Genomic DNA, 17,770 nt, shown 5'->3' with positions numbered 1-17,770 from the left:
TCACGCCGGACGTCGCAAGCGACTCGTTACTCGAAGTCTGCGTCTCGTTTCTCGACGAACGCGTTCATCCCCTCTCGTTGGTCGTGCGTCCCGAACAGACCGCTCCACGCCCGCGCCTCGTGTTCGAGGGCGGTCGAACGTGGGGAGTTGTGGAACGCGTTGAGTGCTTCCTTCGCTGCGCGGAGTGCAAACTTCGGTTTCGCTGCCAGTTCTTCGGCCATCTCGGCGACGTGGTCGCGCAGTTCGTCGTGCGCGACGACTTCACCCACAAGTCCGCGCTCGAAGGCGTCCGTGGCGTCCACGCGCTCACCGAAGAATATCATCCGCCGCGCGAGTTCGTCGCCGACGAGGGCGGGGAGGCGTTGAGTTCCGCCCCATCCGGGGATGATTCCGAGGTCGATTTCCGTCTGTCCGAGGAGGGCGCGCTCGGAGGCGACACGGAGGTCGCAGGCGAGTGCAAGTTCGCAGCCGCCGCCGAAGGCGTACCCGTTGACAGCGGCGATTGTCGGCGCGGGGAACGATTCGATGGTCGAAGCAATGCGGTGGCCCTGTTCGGCGTACGCCTGTGCCGCCGCGGGTCCGAGGTCCGTCATGTAGGAAATGTCGGCACCGGCGACGAACGCCTCGTCACCCTCACCGGTGACAACGAGACACCGTGCTTCCTTCTCGCCTGCTTCCGCGAGTGCTTCCTCGATTGCGTCCAGCGTCTGAACGTTCAGCGCGTTCATCTGGTCGGGTCGGTCGATAACCAGCGTTGCTACGTCGTCGTCCCAGTCGAGTCTGATCGTGTCCCACGACATAGACGATGGCACGCAAGGCGACAGGGTAAACGTTCGCCCGACGGTGAGCGAGAAAGGCGACGCTATCATGTGGTATGGAATCAATGTGAAAAGTACGAGCGTCGAACGTGGCGGCGGACATGAAACAGGACTATTACGCCCCCAGTAAATGACCACGATATGACCCTCTCTGAGGAAGCGAAAGAACGGTTGGCGGATGTGGTTCGCCTCCAACCGACGAAGAACAAAGAGTTACAGGAACAGTGGGGATTGGAGTCGGGGAGTGAGGTTCACCAGTACCTCGAAAACAACCTCAAGGAATACTACTACCGCGACGACAACAGTCTCATTCGCGCGACGGCGGAAGCGGCCGAGTTGGTGGATGTCGATCCCGGCGTCGAAGTCGGCGAGTCCGAAGACGAAGTGCCATCAGTCATCCGTGTTCCTGCCCTCGAAACCCGCGTGTTCGAGGTACTCGCCGGACCTGACGAACGCTCCGAGAGCGTCGTCAGCGTCTTGAACAAGATTCGAGAGGAATTCGACGAGGACCCAGATGTTGACGCCGTCCGCCGCGCTCTCCAGAGCCTCCGACGGAAGGGCGTCGTCGAAGTCGTCTACCGAACCGTCCCCACGTTCCACCTCGCCGTCGAACGCGACGAGGTTGACGTGGAAGTGACCGACTGAAAAGTTCCCTACGTACGTCCGTTATCGCAGCCGCCATCCGCCTGCGCTCGCATCCACATCTCTGCTCGCTCCCGTTCTCGCATCCACATCTCTGCTCGCTCCCGCTCTCGCATCCGCCACCGACCGGGTTCGTATTACGTCCCTGTCTGTCCGCTACTCTGAGTCCGTGTCTGTCCGCTACTCTGAGTCCCTGTCTGTCCCCTCGTTCGCGTACTCGCGCTCTCTGACCCACCCGCGTCGGTCGCGCAGGAGTCGCTTAATTCCCTTCCCCGGCCCGCCGGCGATGGGCCACTCACCAGTTCGCCACACCGGTGGCTCGGGTTCGAAGTCGGGACAGGAGCCAGCGCACTCCGCGGCGGTCTGTGGACGCCCCTTCGCGGCACAATGCGGGACGAGTGCGCGCCCGAACCGTCTGAGTTCGAAGTGACGGCAGTCGGGCCGCATCGTGTCGTGATACGACCGCCAGCCCGAACCGTACGCGCGCTCTGCGAGTTCGAGGCGCGTCGTGCGGCGGTCCTCGTCTGCTTCGGCGTCGGCGGGCGTTACGTCGCTCGGGTGCCACTCAACCGTCGCATCGGCCCACTCGTCGCCGGGGGCGCTTGCGTCGAACGAGAACGCGAGGATACCGACTTCGACGGGGACATCTTCGAGGAGCGCGGGTTCGACGCGATTGTCCGTTGCGTGCGTCGCTACCCACACTTCGTCGGCGAGCGCCGTCTCCACGTCGCGCGTCAGTTGGCCCGAGAGGGCGCGCGCCGCGGATGCGTCCAAGTCCGGCTTGTTCTCGATGGCGACGATGCGCCGTACCCAATCGGGATAGGGCGCGATTCGGCGGATTTCGATGCGGTTCCCCTTGCGACGTTTCTCAACGACGCCGCGTCCGGCGGCGCGGTGGACGGCCGCACGCACGTAGCGCCACGGATACCCCGGATACGGCAGGGCGTCCCGATACCATGCCCACTCCGCAGGTGCGTTGCGAACGATGTGCAGGAGGTCCGAATCAAGTTCGCGTTCCCCGAACTGCGCGCGCGCGGCGAGTCCGGCAGGGTCGCACTCGATGACGATGGTGTCCCAGCGTCGTCGCTTGGTACCGAGTTGCCGCGCGACGAGAACGGCATCACTGGATTTCACCCAGTTGCCCGTCGAACCGTGTTCAACGTCGTCCTCGGACGCCGTCCGACTGTCCGCCGACCCACGCGCAACGGCGTCGCTCGACTCGCCCGGTGGCCATGCCGCCTCGGCCCACCGACAGACAAGCAACTCGAAGCCGAACTCGGCGTCTCCGGGATACACGTCCGTCGGTCGAATCTGCGGGGAGAAGTCGATTTCGGGTTCGCGTGTAGGTCGCCACGGCTACAGATAACCAAGGCGAGACCCCGAAGGGTGAAGCCGACACTTAGACGTGTTCTGCTCGTTCGATATACAACACCGGTATCGGATTCGACGGCGGTCGTCGGATCCGACGAACGGCGGCATCGCTCACGCGGGGTTGTTCAGCACAGTACTCACACCGCGTCGTCACGCGGCACAACGTCACTCTCACGGCAGGCCGAACGTGTCAGAATACCCGCGGGACGGCTCTCAGTCAGGCGAGGTACTGTCGGGTCCCGTCTTCTTCGTCCTCGGTGGCAACGTCTTCGAGATAGGTGTGTGCCTTCTTCAGGATGTCACGCGGGCCGTCCTGCGTGATGGTGTTGAGAGCCTGCTCGTAGTCGCGCCACTGAAGGTCCCGGTGTTCGGTGGAGAGTTCGGCACTCGCCTCGAACGACCGGGCGATGAACAGGTGTACCGTCTTGTGGATTGTTTTACCGTTCGCTTCGAATACGTAGTCGTAATCTTCGCGGAAGCCATCGACGAGACGGAATTCTTGGATTCCCGCCTCCTCTTTGACTTCACGTATGGCAGTCTGCTGAAGCTCCTCTTTCCCTTCGACCCCGCCTTTGGGGAACTCCCAGTCCCCTGGTCGGCTTTTCAGGAGCAAATACTCCCTTCGGCCGCGGGTGTCGCGGAAGAGGATGGCTCCAGCGCTCACCGCTTGCACTGGCATTACTGTACGTAAATGTGTCGGGTTTTAAGAGGCTATCGGTGGATGTGGGTAGGTATTCTTCCACTCACCGACACGCTCAGCGACAGCGAAGTGGGCGTTCGTGAGTGCGCCGCACGGGACGACCGTGTAGGTGCGCTTTTACGCTTTGCAGTCCACCTATGGCTAACGCCAGCCATGACCTTCGTCACTAAGCTCACCTTCCAGAGCGGCAACCGGTACGAACTGGAAGAACAGGTATCAGACCTGCAAGAGATGCTCGAACGGAAAGGTGCAGAGTGCAAAGGACCGCACGCGTCACCGCCGGAGCAACACACCGTCCCGCAGTACCGCAACCTCGAACCCGGCGACGAGTTCTCCTCGTGGAACTACACCGTCTACTCGCGGAAACTCGAAATCCACGGGAACGACCACATCGCCCGCGAGGTAGGCCACATGGAGTTCCCCGAGAGTCTCCACGTCGAAATCGAAGTCGAACAGAAAAAGCCGCTCGGGCACCGCAACAAATAACGTCGCGGCGGGTTTCCGTCTCTTCTCTCTACTCGGGTTCTTCGACGACTTCGAGCAGTTTACCGCGTCCGCGGTGCGTCGATTTGTCGAACGACTCGACTTCGAATCGCACCGTTCCGTCTACCAGCGACGGATCTTCGTCGGGGAGTTCGATGACCGAGTCTCCGACACGGACGAGGAGCGTCGATCCGTTCGCACCCGTCACGAACGCGGTCAGTTCGTCGCCCGCGTCGTAGGTCGGTTTGGTCGTGCGGAATCGCAGACCGGCGGTCAGTTGCTCTAACAGGCTCATACGCGACTCACCTCCTCACTCACGCGGTCAGGAACGTACTCGCGGCCGTAGCCAGTCCACGCGGCGAGGATGAACACGGCAACGAGGAACCAGCCGTGGAACACGTACGGCCAGACGCTCGCCGGGTTGACGACCATCGCCTGCGTGAACCACTCGTACTCATTGGGCAACTGTTGCATTGCCGTGAATCCTGCCAGCAACCCGCCGCCCCACGGGAAGATATACCCGAGTGCGGAGGTGTTGGCGTCGAGGATATTTGCACGGCGGTAGCCGTTAATGTTGAACCGGCGGCCCAGCGTGCGGATGTACGGCGCGATAGCGATTTCGGCAGCAGTGTTGATCGTGATCATCGCATTGACCATGGCCGTGCCGATAACCATCGTCATCTCGGCGCGACGAACCGTGGTCGCAACGCTGTTCAACAGGAAGTCCTGAATCGCCTCGAATCCGCCGCCGCGTTGCATCACCTGCGCTCCTGCGACGATGAGAAGCACGAGGACGATGAGCGGGAAGAAACCCGATGCGCCCGCATACAGGCTCCCAGCTACGGCCGTGTTACCGGCTTCGACCGGGACGACTACCGCACCGATGACGGGGAGCGCATCAATTTGCTGGACGAGGCCCGAATTCTGCGGTGCCTTGAACGCGAGCATCGCCGAGGCGTCTGCGAGGTCGAGACCGATATTGAGGACCATGGACGTGATGAGTCCCCACGAGACGGCTTCGATGATGTGCCGTCCGGCGACGGCCGTGACGATGACGATACCAATCGAAAGCAGGTGAACGAGTCCGAGCGCGGACCCGCCGGTACTGACACCACCCACGTCCAACGGTGCGCTGGCCATCGACCGTCCGGCGATGAGGTACGCCGCGAAGGCGAAGATTGCGGCGACGACGGCGTATTTTATCCGCGAGGCGACAACGCCACCGATGTCGGCGTCCTGCGTCACTGCCGAGACGATGGTCGTGTCGCTCACCGGGGCGAGATTGTCACCGAAGACGGCACCCGAAAGAATGGCCCCGAACAGAAGCACGGGGTTCGACCCGAGGACGACGCCTGCGGGGAAGACAAGCGCCGTGAAGGCGATTGCAGTGCCGTATCCCGTTCCGATACCAGTTGCGAGCAGTGCCGCAAGCAGGAACGTGAGGGCGGGGAACAGTCCCGCACCAACGTTGACGGCGTCGGCGGCCCACACGAGACCGTCAACGAAGCCGCCAGCCTGGATGGTTTCGGCGAACATACCTGCCCACAACCACGCGACGATAGCTGTCGCGGCAACTCGTTCGGTCATCCCGTCGAAGATAACGTCCGCGTAGTCCTTCCACGGGCCTTTCACGAATAGCATCCCGATGATGAGACCGGCGAGCATCCCAACGACGAGTCCTGTTGTGTCACCGACTCCGAGCAATCCACTCTGGACGATTGCCCAGACGATGAAGAACGCTATCGGGACAGCACTCGCAAGACGCCCACCGTAAAACCGTAGGTCGGGGTCATCGCTCAGTTCAGACATTCACACGCACCTCCAGCTTCATTCATTATAAACTGCCCGTTCTCGGTCGCGTCAGTTTCAAACATTAACCAAATTGGAAATATATTTCATATACAACAACTGGTGTTTTTCCCTATCGCGGCAACCCTGCACGCACTCGCAGAGGTTTATGGCGATTCACGACCACCGAGGCGTATGACGTCCTCCGAACTCGTCGAACTTCGACGCGACTTGCATCAGCATCCCGAACCCGCGTGGTGTGAATTCTACACGACCGCCCGTCTCGTAGACGAACTGGAAACACGCGATTTGGACGCTCTCTACGTTGGCCCGGAAGTTCTCTCCGAGGACGACCGGATGGCCGTCCCCGACGGCGACAAACTGACGACGTGGTTCGAACGCGCCCGCGACGCCGGTGCCCGCGAGGATATCCTCGAACGACTCGAAGGTGGATACACCGGTGCCGTGGCAGTTCTCGAACGCGGCGAGGGACCGACCGTCGGCCTCCGAGTTGACATCGACGGCCTCCCCATCACCGAGTCCGAAGACGCCGACCACGCGCCTGCCGCGGGCGGGTTCCGGTCGGAAAACGAGGGGTACATGCACGCTTGCGGGCACGACTCCCACGCGACCATCGGCTTAGGCGTTCTCGACGCGATAGCCGAGAGTGACTTCGAGGGAACGTTGAAGGTGTTCTTCCAACCCGGCGAAGAACAGATCGCAGGCGGCAAATCGATGGCGAAGTCGGGGCATCTCGACGACGTAGACTACCTTCTTGCGGCCCACATCGGGCTGGATCATCCCTCGGGCGAAATCGTCGCGGGTATCGACGGCTTCCTCGCCGTTTCGCACTTCGAAGCCGAGTTCACAGGCGCACCGGCACACGCGGGCGCACGCCCGGAGCAGGGAGATAACGCAATACAGGCGATGGCGACAGCTATCCAGAACCTCTACAGCATCCCTCGGCATGCAGACGGCGCGACGCGCGTGAACGCGGGCGTCGTGGAAGGCGGGACGGCGACGAACATCATCCCCGAAGAGGCGTCCATCGGCGGCGAGGTACGTGGGGAGACGACCGAACTGATGGAGTACATGGAAGAGAAATCCCGCCGTGTCATCCGGTCTGCCGCCGAGATGCACGCCTGTGAGGTGGCGATCAACACGGAGGGGAAAGCCCCGTCGGCGACGAGCGACGACGAACTCGTCGCCATCGTCTCGGACGTCGCCAAATCGAACGCGAGCGTCGAATCCGTCATCGACCGCGACGTACTCGGCGGGAGCGAAGACGCCACCTACCTGATGCAAGAAGTACAAGACAACGGCGGACTCGCCGCCTACATCGGCGTCGGCACGGACCACCCCGGCGGACACCACACGCGAACGTTCGACGTAGACGAAGATTCCATCGGCATCGGCGTCGAGGTGTTAGCCGGCGCGATACTCGATGTCGCGGAAATGCGCCCGTAAACGGTACGTCCGCGGTTCGGTCGCTTCGTCGGTCGTCTTCAGTACTTTGGATCCGCGCCGGTCACTTCGTATGCGTGGTCCATGATCCGGTCACGCTCGGCCTTCCAACCTTCGAGCGCACCCGGACGGCGCGGATACCGTTCGTAGTGACGCATCAGGTCGTCTGCGACGTTCTTCGTCTTGTAGAACTGGTAGATTTCGCTCCAGAAGCCGTAGGATTCCTTGGCCGTCTGTGCGATGAGTTTCGGACCGAACGAGGTCGTCCCGGAGTAGAGTGCTTCGGCGAGTTTCTCGCCCGGCAGACGGGCCATCAGACCCATCAGTTCGTCCACGTCAACCGCGGTCGAGAGGATGTTGTAGATGTCGAGTCCGGCGTACCGACCCCCGAAGTGATCCATCACGCGCTCGTTGTAGTGCCACAGCGCCTCCTCGCTCACGTCGCCGTCGCTGATGGCGCGGACGGCCTGCTCGCCAGCGTACTTGCCGGCGTACGCCGCGCCGGCGATGCCGCCACCGGTAGTGGGGTTGACGTGGCCTGCGGCGTCGCCCACGGCGACGAAACCGGGTGCGACGGCCGAATCGTAGGGGCGGCGCGTCGGCAGGGCCGCGCCGAGTTTGTCCGAGACCGTCGCGTTCTTGAACTCCGGTCGCGCCCGAAGGTCACGCTTGAGGTCATCGACGAGTTTCATCGGTTCCTCGGTCATCTGGAAGCCGAGACCGGCGTTGATGGTCGTCTCCGTGCGCGGGAAGTACCAGATGTAGCCGGCGGCGACTTCGGCGGGCTTGAACACGAGGGCGTCGGACCACTCGACCGGTTCCTCGACCTCTACGATTTCGCGATAGGCCGAACAGAACTGCGAGTAGGAAACGTTCGTATCGAACGTCGTCCCCGAGAAGTCCGTCTTGTCTTGGAGGATCGAGAGCGACCCGGCACCGTCAACAGTCATGTCGGCTTCGTACTCGACCACGTCACCGTTCTGTTTGGCACGAACGCCCGTCACGCGGCCGTCGTCGTTCTGTGTCACGTCTTGAACGACGGTGTCGTAGTGGAACTCGACGCCCGCGTTCTTCGCACCGTCGATGAGGCGACGGCCGTACTCCCAGCGGTCGATGACGGCGAGTTCGCCGGGGATGGGGATATCCAACACCGTGTCCTCCTGCGGAATCTCGAATCGACCGTGATCGACGCCCGTGTTCGTGAAGGCGGGTTCGATCTGCGATTTCGGAATGGCGTCAGGGAACGCGTCGGCACCTTTCAGGGCGTCGCCGCAGGCAATGTGACCTGCCTCGTCGGCGGTCTTTCGCTCGACGATGACCACGTCGAGACCCTCACGGGCGATTGTCGCGGCGGCATAGCACCCGGACGTGCCAGCCCCGACGACGACGACGTCGTACTCGTGGGTGGTAGTCATTGTTCGGAGTCTCGCGGGCGAGCGGAAAACTCTTTATTTGTTGTTTGACGGGTGGGACAGTCTGACTGGAGACGCAATCGCGGTCGGGATACCGACGCGCCGAACGCTCAGATTGGTTCGAGAGCAGTCATCGCAGAATCGAGGGCCATCGTCACAGAAACAGTTCGTCGGAGTCGGGGACAAGTGAGGACGCCGTCTGACGCCATTCTGGGTCGAAGTCGGGTAACTCGGCTAATCTCGCCTCGTTGCGTCGGATCTGTCGTTCGATACGACGCGCAAGCGCGTCGATCTCAGCGTCGAGTGTGCTCATAATTACGTTACGTTTGGGACCACTATCGCAAAGTTGTTCGCTACGCTTTGTCGTCGGGATCTTTCACGTCGCTTCCGAACACCATCTCCGTATCGGCATCGATGATCTCCGCGTCGTCGGTATTGCCGCCGTCCGGGAGGTCGGGGTCGGCGGGGTTGTCATCGATAATTTCCGCGCCGTCGCCCGCTGTCACCGACTCGTCGTCTTTCGTTGACCCTGCTTCCTCAGTTCCCGGTGCCTCGGTCGCTTGGTTTCTGGTCTCAGTCTCGTTCGCTCCCGGCATCTCCGCCGCTTCGTCTTTCGATGTCTCCGCCTGACCGTCGGTTTTGACGACCGCCCGGTCGGGGCTGTCCGACGCTCCCGAGTCGCTTTCGTCTAACACTGTCGCACCTTCCGCGAGTTGGCGGAAGTCACCAACGTCGGCATCCTCGGACTCCAGATAGGATTCGACGCGTTCGCTCGCACGGCGTGTTGCGTCCGCGAGCGCGTCCGGTTCCGCCGAATTCGAATCGAGAATATCAGCGCGTGACGCGGGGTCTGTCGGTGCGGCCATCTCGGATTTTGCCCCCGATTTCGTGGCATTAGCAACCGCTTCCTCGACCGCATCAGTGACGCGGGCCTCGATTTCGGCAGTCGCGCCGTCGATAGAGTCCGCAACGGCGCGTTCGGTGGCAAGCACGACCGTCTCGCGCAAGTCATCCTCGTCGATGCTCGACCCGTCGAGTCGGTCGGAAACGGCGGCAGCGTTCGCATCGAGGCGAACCGCCGTCCGACCGACAGCAGTGACACCGAGACCGACGCCAGCGAGGACGACCGCCGGAACAAGACGAGTCGCCGTGGCTGTTGCCAGCGTGGTCCCGCCATTGAGTCCGTACCAGACGCCCGCCCCGACGAGTCCGAGACCGATAACTGTCGGTGGCAACGCTCGCAGTTGATAACTGGCGGCGCGGCGGAGGGCGTCTCGAAGTCGCATTGCCGGAGGGTCGTCTGGACGATAGTTAACTCTCCCGACCCCGTTACAAAATTTGAGAAAGGAAGTTCAGTCTTCGCCGGAATCGTAATGCTCGCCTGCCGCCTTCGGAATCCGGGTACGGCCGACCAGCGCGAGGACGACGAGAACCGTCACGTAGGGAATCGTCTGGATGAGTTCGTCCGGAACCGCATAGCCCTGAATCTGCTGGAGGCGAATCTGGACGGCCTCCAGTCCGGCGAACAGGAACGACGCGCCGAACGCGCCGAACGGGTTGTAGTTGCCGAACAGGTAGGCGACGATGGCGATGAACCCTTTTCCGTTGACCATCGTCTGGTTGTTTCCGAGGAACTGTCCGAGACCGAGCGAGAGTGCCGCGCCGCCGATGCCAGTGAGGAACCCCGAAAGCAGTGCGCTGGCATAGCGGACGCGGGACACGTCCACGCCGACGGTGTCGAGTGCGCGTGGATTCTCTCCGGAGGCGCGGACGTGACCGCCGAAGGATGTACGGTTCAGGACGAACCACGCCGCCGGGACGGCGATAAGCATCGCGTAGACGGCGGGCGTCGCACTGAAAACCGCACCGAAGAACGGCAGGTCTGAGAGAACCGGAATCTCCCACGTCGGGAGGGTCGTGCCGATGTAGTCGGTGTTGACGCCCCCGTAGTACACCGTCGCGGAGAACGGCGCGAGACCAAGCGCGATGAGCCACACCGCGAGGCCAGCGATAATCTGGTCGGCCTTGTAGCGGATGCAGACCACCGCGAACAGCGCCGCAAACAGTACCGACGCGAGAATGCCTGCAAGGAATCCGACCCAGAGATTCGGGAGGAACAGCGTCGTTCCTTCCGGGCCGAGTACCGCCGGTACGAGGATGGCGACGAACGCCGAGATGATGAGGAGGCCTTCGAGACCGATGTTGATGACACCGGATTTCTCAGCGAAGATGCCGCCGAGCGCGGCGAAGACGATAGGAACGGAGAGTCGGAGCGCCGAACTGAGCGTGCTTCGGTCCGTGAGAATCTCGAACAGGTTGGCCCAGATGCTCTGCGGGAAGACGAGACCGAGCATGGTGATAACGAGGAAAATACCGACTGCACCACCGGCGAGCGTCTCACGGTACGACCAGTCGCGTTCGAGGAGTCCGTTCAGTTGACTTTGTGTACTCATTACTCGTCACCTCCCTCGGTCGAAACCGAGCGTCCGCCGTCCGTAGCGACGGCCTTCTGATCGGGTTCTTCGAGGTCAACGATGTTCGTGCCGATAGCACGGAAGAACTCCGGCATGGCGACGAACAGGATGATGAGACCGCGAAGGACGCCGACGAGTTGCTTCGGGACGCCTGTGTTGAACTGCACCGCGAGCGACCCGGACTTCAGCGTGCCGAACAACAATGCGGCCGGAATCGCACCGAGCGGATTGTTGCCCGCGAGAATCGAGACGGTAATGCCGTCGAAACCAAGCGATGGCACGCCAGTCTGCCACTTACCCATTACCATCAACACCCACATTGCTCCGCCGATGCCGCCGAGGGCACCGGAGAGCATCATACTGGTGACGACGGTGCGCTTGGCATCGACGCCACCGTATTCGGCCGCTTCGGGTTGGATACCACTCGTCCGCAGGTCGAATCCGTACGATGTACGCTCGATGAGGTACCAGATGCCGATGACGAGGAGAAGCGCGAACAAAAGCGAAAGGATGGAGAAGTCGCTCCCCTGCGGGAACACCACGGAGCCAAGCGTCGCGTAGTCCGGGAGCGGTGCCGTCTCGATGACCTGCGAGTCCGGGTTTTTGAAGAACTCCGAGACAGCGACGTACGCCAACTTCGCCGCGATGAAGTTGAGCATGATGGTCGTGATAACCTCGTTCGCATCCGCGTATGCTTTCAGCGCACCGGGAATGGCGGCGTAGAGTCCGCCCGCGGCGGCACCGGCGAGGGTACCAACAGGGATCAGGAGTATGCTTCCAGCAAACCCGCCGGGGACGACAGGGACGAGAATGCCGACGACGAGTGCCGTCACCAGTCCACCGATGACGAGTTGTCCCTGTGTGCCGATGTTGAACAGTCCGGCGCGGAACGCGACCGCGACGGAGAGGCCCGTGAAGACGAGGAGCGTCGTCTCCTTCAGCGTCAGCGCGGCGCTGAAGTTAAGCGGGTTCCACTGCGCCGTAAAGAGCGCCTTCGTCACGAGCGGCCCGGAGAACGTGACCGGACCGTGCAACGGATTCCACGACGGATTCACGAGAGGTCCAGTCAAGAGTTTTGGATTCAGCGGATTACCGAACGCGCCGTTAAACAGGACGAAGAACACTTCCGTTGGGTCATAACAGAATCCGGTTCCGAAGTAGACGGCGGCGGCCTGCGAACAGGTGGTGATACGGCCGGACACGAGGATGAGTCCCGCGCCGACGAAGATTGCGAGGACAAGTGCGGCGAGACTGATGAGAAGTCGTTCGACGCCCGAAAGCGCAACGAGACGCCGAAGCATCGAGCGGGCAGTTCGTCGTGCGTCCGTGATCGTACTCATTGGTCACCTCCGTCTGTTCCCGCACCGCCGTCCGCCACGGCGTCGGAGGCTTCGGCGGCGTCCGCTGTCTCCGGGTGTTCACCGGCCATGAGAAGACCGATCTCCTCTTCAGAAACTACGTCGGGGTCCACTACGTCCATGAACTCGCCGTCGTGCATGACGGCGAGGCGGTCCGAGAGACCCTGCACCTCGTCGAGTTTCGAGGAGACGAGGAGGACGGCCTTCCCCGAATCCCGGAGTTCGAGCAGTCGGTCGTGGATGAACTCCGTCGAGCCGATGTCTACGCCACGGGTCGGATGGGTGGCGACAACAAGTTCGGGATTGCGTTCGAACTCGCGGCCCGCGATGAACTTCTGCTGGTTTCCGCCGGACAACGACTCTGCGTTGGCGTCTGGGTTTGGCGGCCGAACGTCGTACTCGTCGATGATCGCTTCGGCGTGGCGCCGTGTGGTGCCCCAGTCGATGTTCCCTCGCTCCGCGAACGGCTTGCTGTGTTGACTGCCTAAAATGCCGTTCTGCACGAGGTCGAAATCCATCACGAGACCGCGTTCGTGGCGGTCCTCCGGGATGTACGCCATCCCGGCGTCGATCCGATCTGACCGTGGCGCATCGGTGATGTCCGAACCGAGATAGGTGACCGACCCGTCAGTCGGCGTTCGGAGACCGGTGATCGATTCGATGAGTTCGGACTGGCCGTTCCCATCAACGCCCGCGATTCCGAACACCTCTCCCTCGCGTACGGTGAAGGAGACATCCGAAACGGCCTCCATTCCGCGGTTGTCCTCGGCTCTGAGGTTGTTTGTCGAGAGGACGACATCGCCCGGCTCCATCGGGTTCGTGTCGGTCTCTAAGAACACTTCGCGGCCGACCATCAGCTCGGCGAGCTGTTCACGCGTGGTGTCTTCGGTTTTCACCGTACCGACGTTCTTGCCGTCACGGAGGACGGTCACATCGTCGGCGGCGTGCATCGCCTCGCCTAACTTGTGGGTGATGAAAATGATGGTCTTTCCTTGGTCTGTGAGTTCCTCAAGCACGTCGAAGAGGTCCTCAACTTCCTGTGGCGTTAGTACGGCGGTCGGTTCGTCCAGAATGAGGATGTCGGCCCCACGGTAGAGCGTTTTGAGAATCTCGACGCGCTGTTGCACGCCGACACTCACGTCCTCTATCGTCGCCTCGGGATCGACGTCGAATCCGTATCGGTCTGACAACGCTTGCACGTCACGTCGCGCACCTTCTCTGTCTACTGCGAGTCCGAACCACTTGCGGGGTTCGTTCCCGAGAACGATATTCTCAGTGACGGTCATCGGATCGACGAGCATGAAGTGCTGGTGAATCATGCCGACGCCCGCCTTGATAGCGTCCTTGGGAGAGGAGAATTTTCGTTCCGTTCCTTCGATGACGACACGACCCTCTGTCGGTCGGTAGAGACCGTAGAGGACGTTCATCAGTGTCGTCTTGCCTGCCCCGTTCTCCCCGAGAAGTGCGTGTACCGTGCCGCGCTCGACGGTCAGATCGACGTCATCGTTGGCGATGACACCTGGGAACCGCTTTGTGATTCCGTCGAGGTGGACCGCGGTGGTCATCTTATCCTCCTATCTTGGGTGTTCGCTTAAACTCGTTTGGTTTCTCGTCCGCCGGTAAACCCATCGCTCGGTTAAATTCTGGACATATCCACGCCGAGACGGCGATACTGCGAACGGCGAATCTGACCGCAACCGATAGCGGTCGCTGAATGTTCGTTTGCGATTCGCTCGGAGACACCGCTAGTCGATTCGAATAAAACAGAGGAGAAAATCGGACGTTGTGTCGCGTTCGGATCGCGGTGTGCGACTGTCTCAGTCGCTTACTCGGTGGTATCCGGAACGGAGATGTCGCCGTCGATGATGGCCTGTCGGCTCTCGCTGACTGCCGTCTTGACATCCTCGGGGATGCCGCCTCCGATCTCCTGCCCGTAGACGCACTCGATACCGTTCTTTTCGAGGCCGAGCGTCGTCTTCTCGCCGCCGTTGTACTCGTCTTCGGTGATATTCTCGACGGACGTGTGGACGGCCGTTTCGACGCGCTTGACCATCGAGGCGAGGATGACATTCGCGTAGTTCGGGTCGGTTTTCGACTGGTCGGAGTCGACACCGATGGCGAACTTACCCTGCTCTTGGGCCGCTTGGAAGACACCGAGACCCGTCCCACCGGCCGCGTGGTAGACGATGTCCGCGCCGTCTTCGTACATCGAGGTGGCGATCTCTTTCCCTTTCGCGGAGTCGGAGAACGACCCGGCGTACGCCGTCGAGACCGTGAGCTCCTCGTCAGCGTGCTTGGCGCCTGCCTCGAATCCGGCTTGGAACTTCTTGATGAGAGGTGCTTCGCGGCCGCCGACGAAGCCGACCTTCTTCGAGTTGCCGGACGTGCTACCGGCACCGGCCTCGAACTGTTGTGTCGTCAGAAGGCCCGCGAGGTGACCGACGAGGAACGACCCCTCGTGTTCCTTGAACGTGTAGGAGGCGACGTTGTCTCGGTCGATCTGATCGTCAACCAGCATGAACTTCTGGTCGGGGAAGTTCTTGGATGTCTGCTTCAGTGCGGACTTCTGTGCGAAACCGATACAGCAGATGAGGTCGTAGTCGGGGTTCGCCGACTGCGCGAACCGGCGCTGGAACGTCGGGAACTCCTCTGCCGCAGAAGGTTGTGCCTCGTTGTACTCGATACCGAGTTCAGATTTCGCTCGCTCGATACCGCGCTTTGCGGCGTCGTTGAACGACTTGTCACCGAGACCGCCGAGGGCGTACACCATACCGATGTTCGCGGCCGGTCCGCTCTCCTCGGTCGTTTCCTGCGTCGTTTCGCCGGACTCGGTGGTGTCGGCTTCCGTATCCGTTTCCGTCGCCGTCGAATCGCCACCGGTTGGTCCACCGCTACATCCCGCGAGACCTGCAATACCCGCGACACCTGTCGCCTTCAAGAACTTGCGTCTATCCATATCTATGGACACCTATATCGTTAGCCAACACGAGATGAGCATAAGTGCGTCGTTTCGAGTTTCAGTTTGCTGAATCCTCGCTAGATCGTCCGAACGGATCCCCACGTCTCCGCGAGAAATGTTTAGTATCTCACAATCAGTCGGCGGATTCAATAGCTGCTTCCACCACGTCGCTGGCTTCGCCGACGAGTGCGTCCACGTCGTCGGCTTCCGCGTAGACACGGACGTACGGTTCGGTACCGGACGGTCGGACGAGAACCCACGAAGCGTCCGGGAGTTCGAGACGGACACCGTGTTCGGTGTCTACGTCGGCGTCGGGGAACGCATCCGGAAGCGTCGTCTCCAGCGACGCCATGACCGCCTGCTTTTTCTCGTCCGGGCAGGAGACGCTTACCTTTCTGTAGGGACGCTCGGTGACAGGTTCGCGGAGGGCGTCCAGTCCGGACTCTGCCACAAGACGGGTGAGGACGGCGGCGGAGGCGACACCGTCGATCCATCCGCCGAGTCCCGGATGGATGTGCTTCCACGGTTCGGCGGCGAACACTACGTCGCCACCGTCTTCGCGGGCGGCGGCGATGCCCTCGTGAAGCGCGCCGAGACGGACGCGTTCGACTCGTCCACCAGCCTCACGGACGCGTTCGTCGATGCGCCCCGAGGCGTTCGGCGTCGTTACGACCACCGGGTCGTCGGCATCGGAGTCACGGACAAAGTGTTCTGCGACGATGGCGACGACGGTATCCTCGTGAATCACGTCGCCGTCGGGACCGACGATGACGATCCGGTCGGAGTCGCCGTCGTGTGCGATGCCGAAGTCGAAGTCGCCGCCGGGTTCCGTCTCGTCGTCCGCGAGGAATGCGCGGAGGTCGGTCAGCGTCTCGGGCGTCGGTTTCGACTCGCGCCCGGGGAAGTGACCGTCCACCTGTCCGTTGAGGGTGACGACGCGTGCGCCGAGTTCCCGGAGGACCTGCGGCGTCCCGAGGGCGGACATACCGTTACCGCAGTCTACGACGATATTCAGGCCGTCGGCGTCGGCGCCGTGGTCGCGTGCGTAGTCGATGACGGCGTTTCGGTAGTCGGGAAGCACGTCAACAGATTCGCTGTCGCCCCACTGGTCCCACGGAGCCGAGTCGGGATCCGAGGCGACGCGTTCTTCGACTCCCCGTTCGAGCGTCCGGTCGTACTCCTCGCCGTCCACGAACACCTTGATTCCGTTGTCGGTCGGCGGGTTGTGCGATGCCGTGAGCATGATTCCGCGGCGGCCGCGCGAGGCAAACGCCAGCGCAGGAGTTGGGACGACGCCTACGCGGTGTACGTCCGCTCCGGCGGACTCCAGTCCCGCTTCGACGGCAGAAGCCAGTGCGGGGCCACTCGTTCGACCGTCACGACCGACGACGACTTCCGCTCGTCCATCTGACGCTACCGCGTCCATACCGACCGCACGACCGACTGAGAGCGCGAGTTCCGGTGTGACGCGCGTGACTACGTCACCGCGAATCCCGGCGGTACCGAACAGTTCCATATGGGCGACTCAGCGGCCCGTCACTTAGATGGCTTCGATTCGCGGCCCTCTCTCGGCCGCCCGATATTTGTCGGTGGGATCTGTAGGAGGTCGTATGAGTGACGACCGTACGCGTGCTCACGTGTTCGTCAGTGGCCGAGTGCAGGGCGTGTACTACAGAGCAAGTACACGAGACGCCGCCCGCAACCGCGACATAGAGGGGTGGGTGAAGAATCTCGACGACGGCCGCGTCGAAGCGGTGTTCGAAGGGTCCGAAAACGCGGTCGAGGAGATGATCGAGTGGTGTCACACCGGAAGTGAGGCGGCCGACGTGGAGTCAGTCGAAGTAGAGTACGAAGCCCCCAAGGGCGAGTCTGGCTTCCGTATCGAGTGGTAACCCTCACCGCGTCTGTTGTGGCCACCCCCACGATACGCGTCGGGTGAATCAGCCGACAAATGCTATAAGACCCTGCGGTATCCTGAGACGGTATGCCTCGTCGTTCGAAGACCGACCGCGCCGGGTTCGGCGTGCTCACTTACTTCTACAGTATCGTCTCGCTTCTCGGTCTCATCGTCACGCTTGGGACCGGATTTCTACTCGTCCGTGGGCCGTTTCTCGGCGGCACGTTGCTCAAGCCGGTTCCGCTGATGCTTGCACTCGCCGGGTTCGTCGTCGGTATCGTCGTCCTCACGTGGGGTGCGACGCGAACCGTCGGCGTCGGATCACGCGTCTGAGACGGGTCAACGTTCATACGTACCGGGTCAGCGTTTACACGGAGCCGGTGCGGCGTTCATACGGAGCCGGT

18 protein-coding genes are annotated in these 17,770 nt (G+C 62.0%); 5 read left to right on the top strand and 13 right to left on the bottom strand.

What is annotated here, in order from left to right; all coding sequences use genetic code 11:
* Nucleotides 1-26: 26 nt before the first annotated feature.
* Entirely contained in the window at nt 27-800 is a 774-nt protein-coding gene (locus HBOR_RS08895) for an enoyl-CoA hydratase/isomerase family protein (protein WP_006054955.1), read from the bottom strand.
* Between the two features lie 159 nt (nt 801-959).
* Here HBOR_RS08895 and HBOR_RS08890 point away from each other — a divergent pair, with 159 nt between their 5' ends.
* Complete coding sequence (locus tag HBOR_RS08890; RefSeq protein ID WP_013440603.1) at nt 960-1,463, top strand: DUF5797 family protein; 504 nt, start codon at nt 960-962, stop codon at nt 1,461-1,463.
* A gap of 177 nt (nt 1,464-1,640) precedes the next feature.
* Here the strand turns inward: HBOR_RS08890 and HBOR_RS08885 are convergent, their stop codons facing one another.
* Together HBOR_RS08885 and HBOR_RS08880 are read right to left on the bottom strand one after the other, a co-directional pair.
* The gene (locus tag HBOR_RS08885; protein WP_006054953.1) at nt 1,641-2,756 is read right to left on the bottom strand and encodes a DUF5787 family protein; all 1,116 of its coding nucleotides are present in this window, start codon (nt 2,754-2,756) and stop codon (nt 1,641-1,643) included.
* Nucleotides 2,757-3,048: 292 nt separating this feature from the next.
* Nucleotides 3,049-3,510 carry a bis(5'-nucleosyl)-tetraphosphatase gene (locus tag HBOR_RS08880; protein ID WP_006054951.1) on the bottom strand — a complete coding sequence of 154 codons (462 nt, stop codon included), beginning with the start codon at nt 3,508-3,510 and terminating at the stop codon, nt 3,049-3,051.
* A gap of 174 nt (nt 3,511-3,684) precedes the next feature.
* Here HBOR_RS08880 and HBOR_RS08875 point away from each other — a divergent pair, with 174 nt between their 5' ends.
* Nucleotides 3,685-4,017: an uS10/mL48 family ribosomal protein gene (locus HBOR_RS08875; protein WP_013440601.1), complete on the top strand. Its 333-nt coding sequence runs from the start codon at nt 3,685-3,687 to the stop codon at nt 4,015-4,017.
* Nucleotides 4,018-4,045: 28 nt separating this feature from the next.
* Here the strand turns inward: HBOR_RS08875 and HBOR_RS08870 are convergent, their stop codons facing one another.
* Nucleotides 4,046-4,309, bottom strand: coding sequence for a DUF7513 family protein (locus HBOR_RS08870; RefSeq protein ID WP_006054949.1), 264 nt, complete (start codon nt 4,307-4,309; stop codon nt 4,046-4,048).
* Entirely contained in the window at nt 4,306-5,823 is a 1,518-nt protein-coding gene (locus tag HBOR_RS08865) for a Na+/H+ antiporter NhaC family protein (protein WP_006054948.1), read from the bottom strand. The genes HBOR_RS08870 and HBOR_RS08865 overlap by 4 nt, the downstream gene beginning before the upstream one ends.
* A 174-nt stretch (nt 5,824-5,997) precedes the next feature.
* Here HBOR_RS08865 and HBOR_RS08860 point away from each other — a divergent pair, with 174 nt between their 5' ends.
* Entirely contained in the window at nt 5,998-7,269 is a 1,272-nt protein-coding gene (locus HBOR_RS08860; RefSeq protein WP_006054947.1) for an amidohydrolase, read from the top strand.
* 38 nt (nt 7,270-7,307) lie between these two features.
* Here HBOR_RS08860 and HBOR_RS08855 read toward each other — a convergent pair whose 3' ends face one another.
* The 8 genes from HBOR_RS08855 to HBOR_RS08825 all read right to left on the bottom strand — a co-directional run bounded on the left by HBOR_RS08855 (nt 7,308) and on the right by HBOR_RS08825 (nt 16,985).
* On the bottom strand, nt 7,308-8,681 hold the full coding sequence (locus HBOR_RS08855) for a geranylgeranyl reductase family protein (protein ID WP_006054946.1): 1,374 nt from the start codon (nt 8,679-8,681) through the stop codon (nt 7,308-7,310).
* A 151-nt stretch (nt 8,682-8,832) separates the two neighbouring features.
* Nucleotides 8,833-8,991, bottom strand: a complete 159-nt coding sequence (locus HBOR_RS19990; protein WP_006054945.1) for a hypothetical protein — start codon at nt 8,989-8,991, stop codon at nt 8,833-8,835.
* A gap of 40 nt (nt 8,992-9,031) precedes the next feature.
* Complete coding sequence (locus HBOR_RS08850; RefSeq protein WP_006054944.1) at nt 9,032-9,964, bottom strand: prolipoprotein diacylglyceryl transferase; 933 nt, start codon at nt 9,962-9,964, stop codon at nt 9,032-9,034.
* Between the two features lie 66 nt (nt 9,965-10,030).
* Nucleotides 10,031-11,131: an ABC transporter permease gene (locus tag HBOR_RS08845; protein ID WP_006054943.1), complete on the bottom strand. Its 1,101-nt coding sequence runs from the start codon at nt 11,129-11,131 to the stop codon at nt 10,031-10,033.
* Nucleotides 11,131-12,492 carry an ABC transporter permease gene (locus HBOR_RS08840; protein WP_006054942.1) on the bottom strand — a complete coding sequence of 454 codons (1,362 nt, stop codon included), beginning with the start codon at nt 12,490-12,492 and terminating at the stop codon, nt 11,131-11,133. The genes HBOR_RS08845 and HBOR_RS08840 overlap by 1 nt, the downstream gene beginning before the upstream one ends.
* On the bottom strand, nt 12,489-14,075 hold the full coding sequence (locus HBOR_RS08835; protein WP_006054941.1) for an ABC transporter ATP-binding protein: 1,587 nt from the start codon (nt 14,073-14,075) through the stop codon (nt 12,489-12,491). Before HBOR_RS08835 ends, HBOR_RS08840 begins: the two co-directional genes overlap by 4 nt.
* 260 nt (nt 14,076-14,335) lie before the next feature.
* Nucleotides 14,336-15,466, bottom strand: coding sequence for a BMP family lipoprotein (locus HBOR_RS08830; RefSeq protein WP_006054940.1), 1,131 nt, complete (start codon nt 15,464-15,466; stop codon nt 14,336-14,338).
* Between the two features lie 136 nt (nt 15,467-15,602).
* Nucleotides 15,603-16,985, bottom strand: coding sequence for a phosphopentomutase/phosphoglucosamine mutase (locus HBOR_RS08825; RefSeq protein WP_006054939.1), 1,383 nt, complete (start codon nt 16,983-16,985; stop codon nt 15,603-15,605).
* Nucleotides 16,986-17,079: 94 nt separating this feature from the next.
* Between HBOR_RS08825 and HBOR_RS08820 the strand changes: the two genes are divergently transcribed.
* Nucleotides 17,080-17,361: an acylphosphatase gene (locus HBOR_RS08820; protein WP_006054938.1), complete on the top strand. Its 282-nt coding sequence runs from the start codon at nt 17,080-17,082 to the stop codon at nt 17,359-17,361.
* Between the two features lie 92 nt (nt 17,362-17,453).
* Nucleotides 17,454-17,699 carry a hypothetical protein gene (locus tag HBOR_RS08815; protein WP_006054937.1) on the top strand — a complete coding sequence of 82 codons (246 nt, stop codon included), beginning with the start codon at nt 17,454-17,456 and terminating at the stop codon, nt 17,697-17,699.
* The last annotated feature ends 71 nt before the right edge of the window (nt 17,700-17,770 follow it).

Origin of the sequence: Halogeometricum borinquense DSM 11551 (assembly GCF_000172995.2) — an archaeon.
Taxonomy (GTDB): Archaea; Halobacteriota; Halobacteria; order Halobacteriales; family Haloferacaceae; genus Halogeometricum; species Halogeometricum borinquense.
This window is presented reverse-complemented; position numbering and strand designations above follow the sequence as displayed.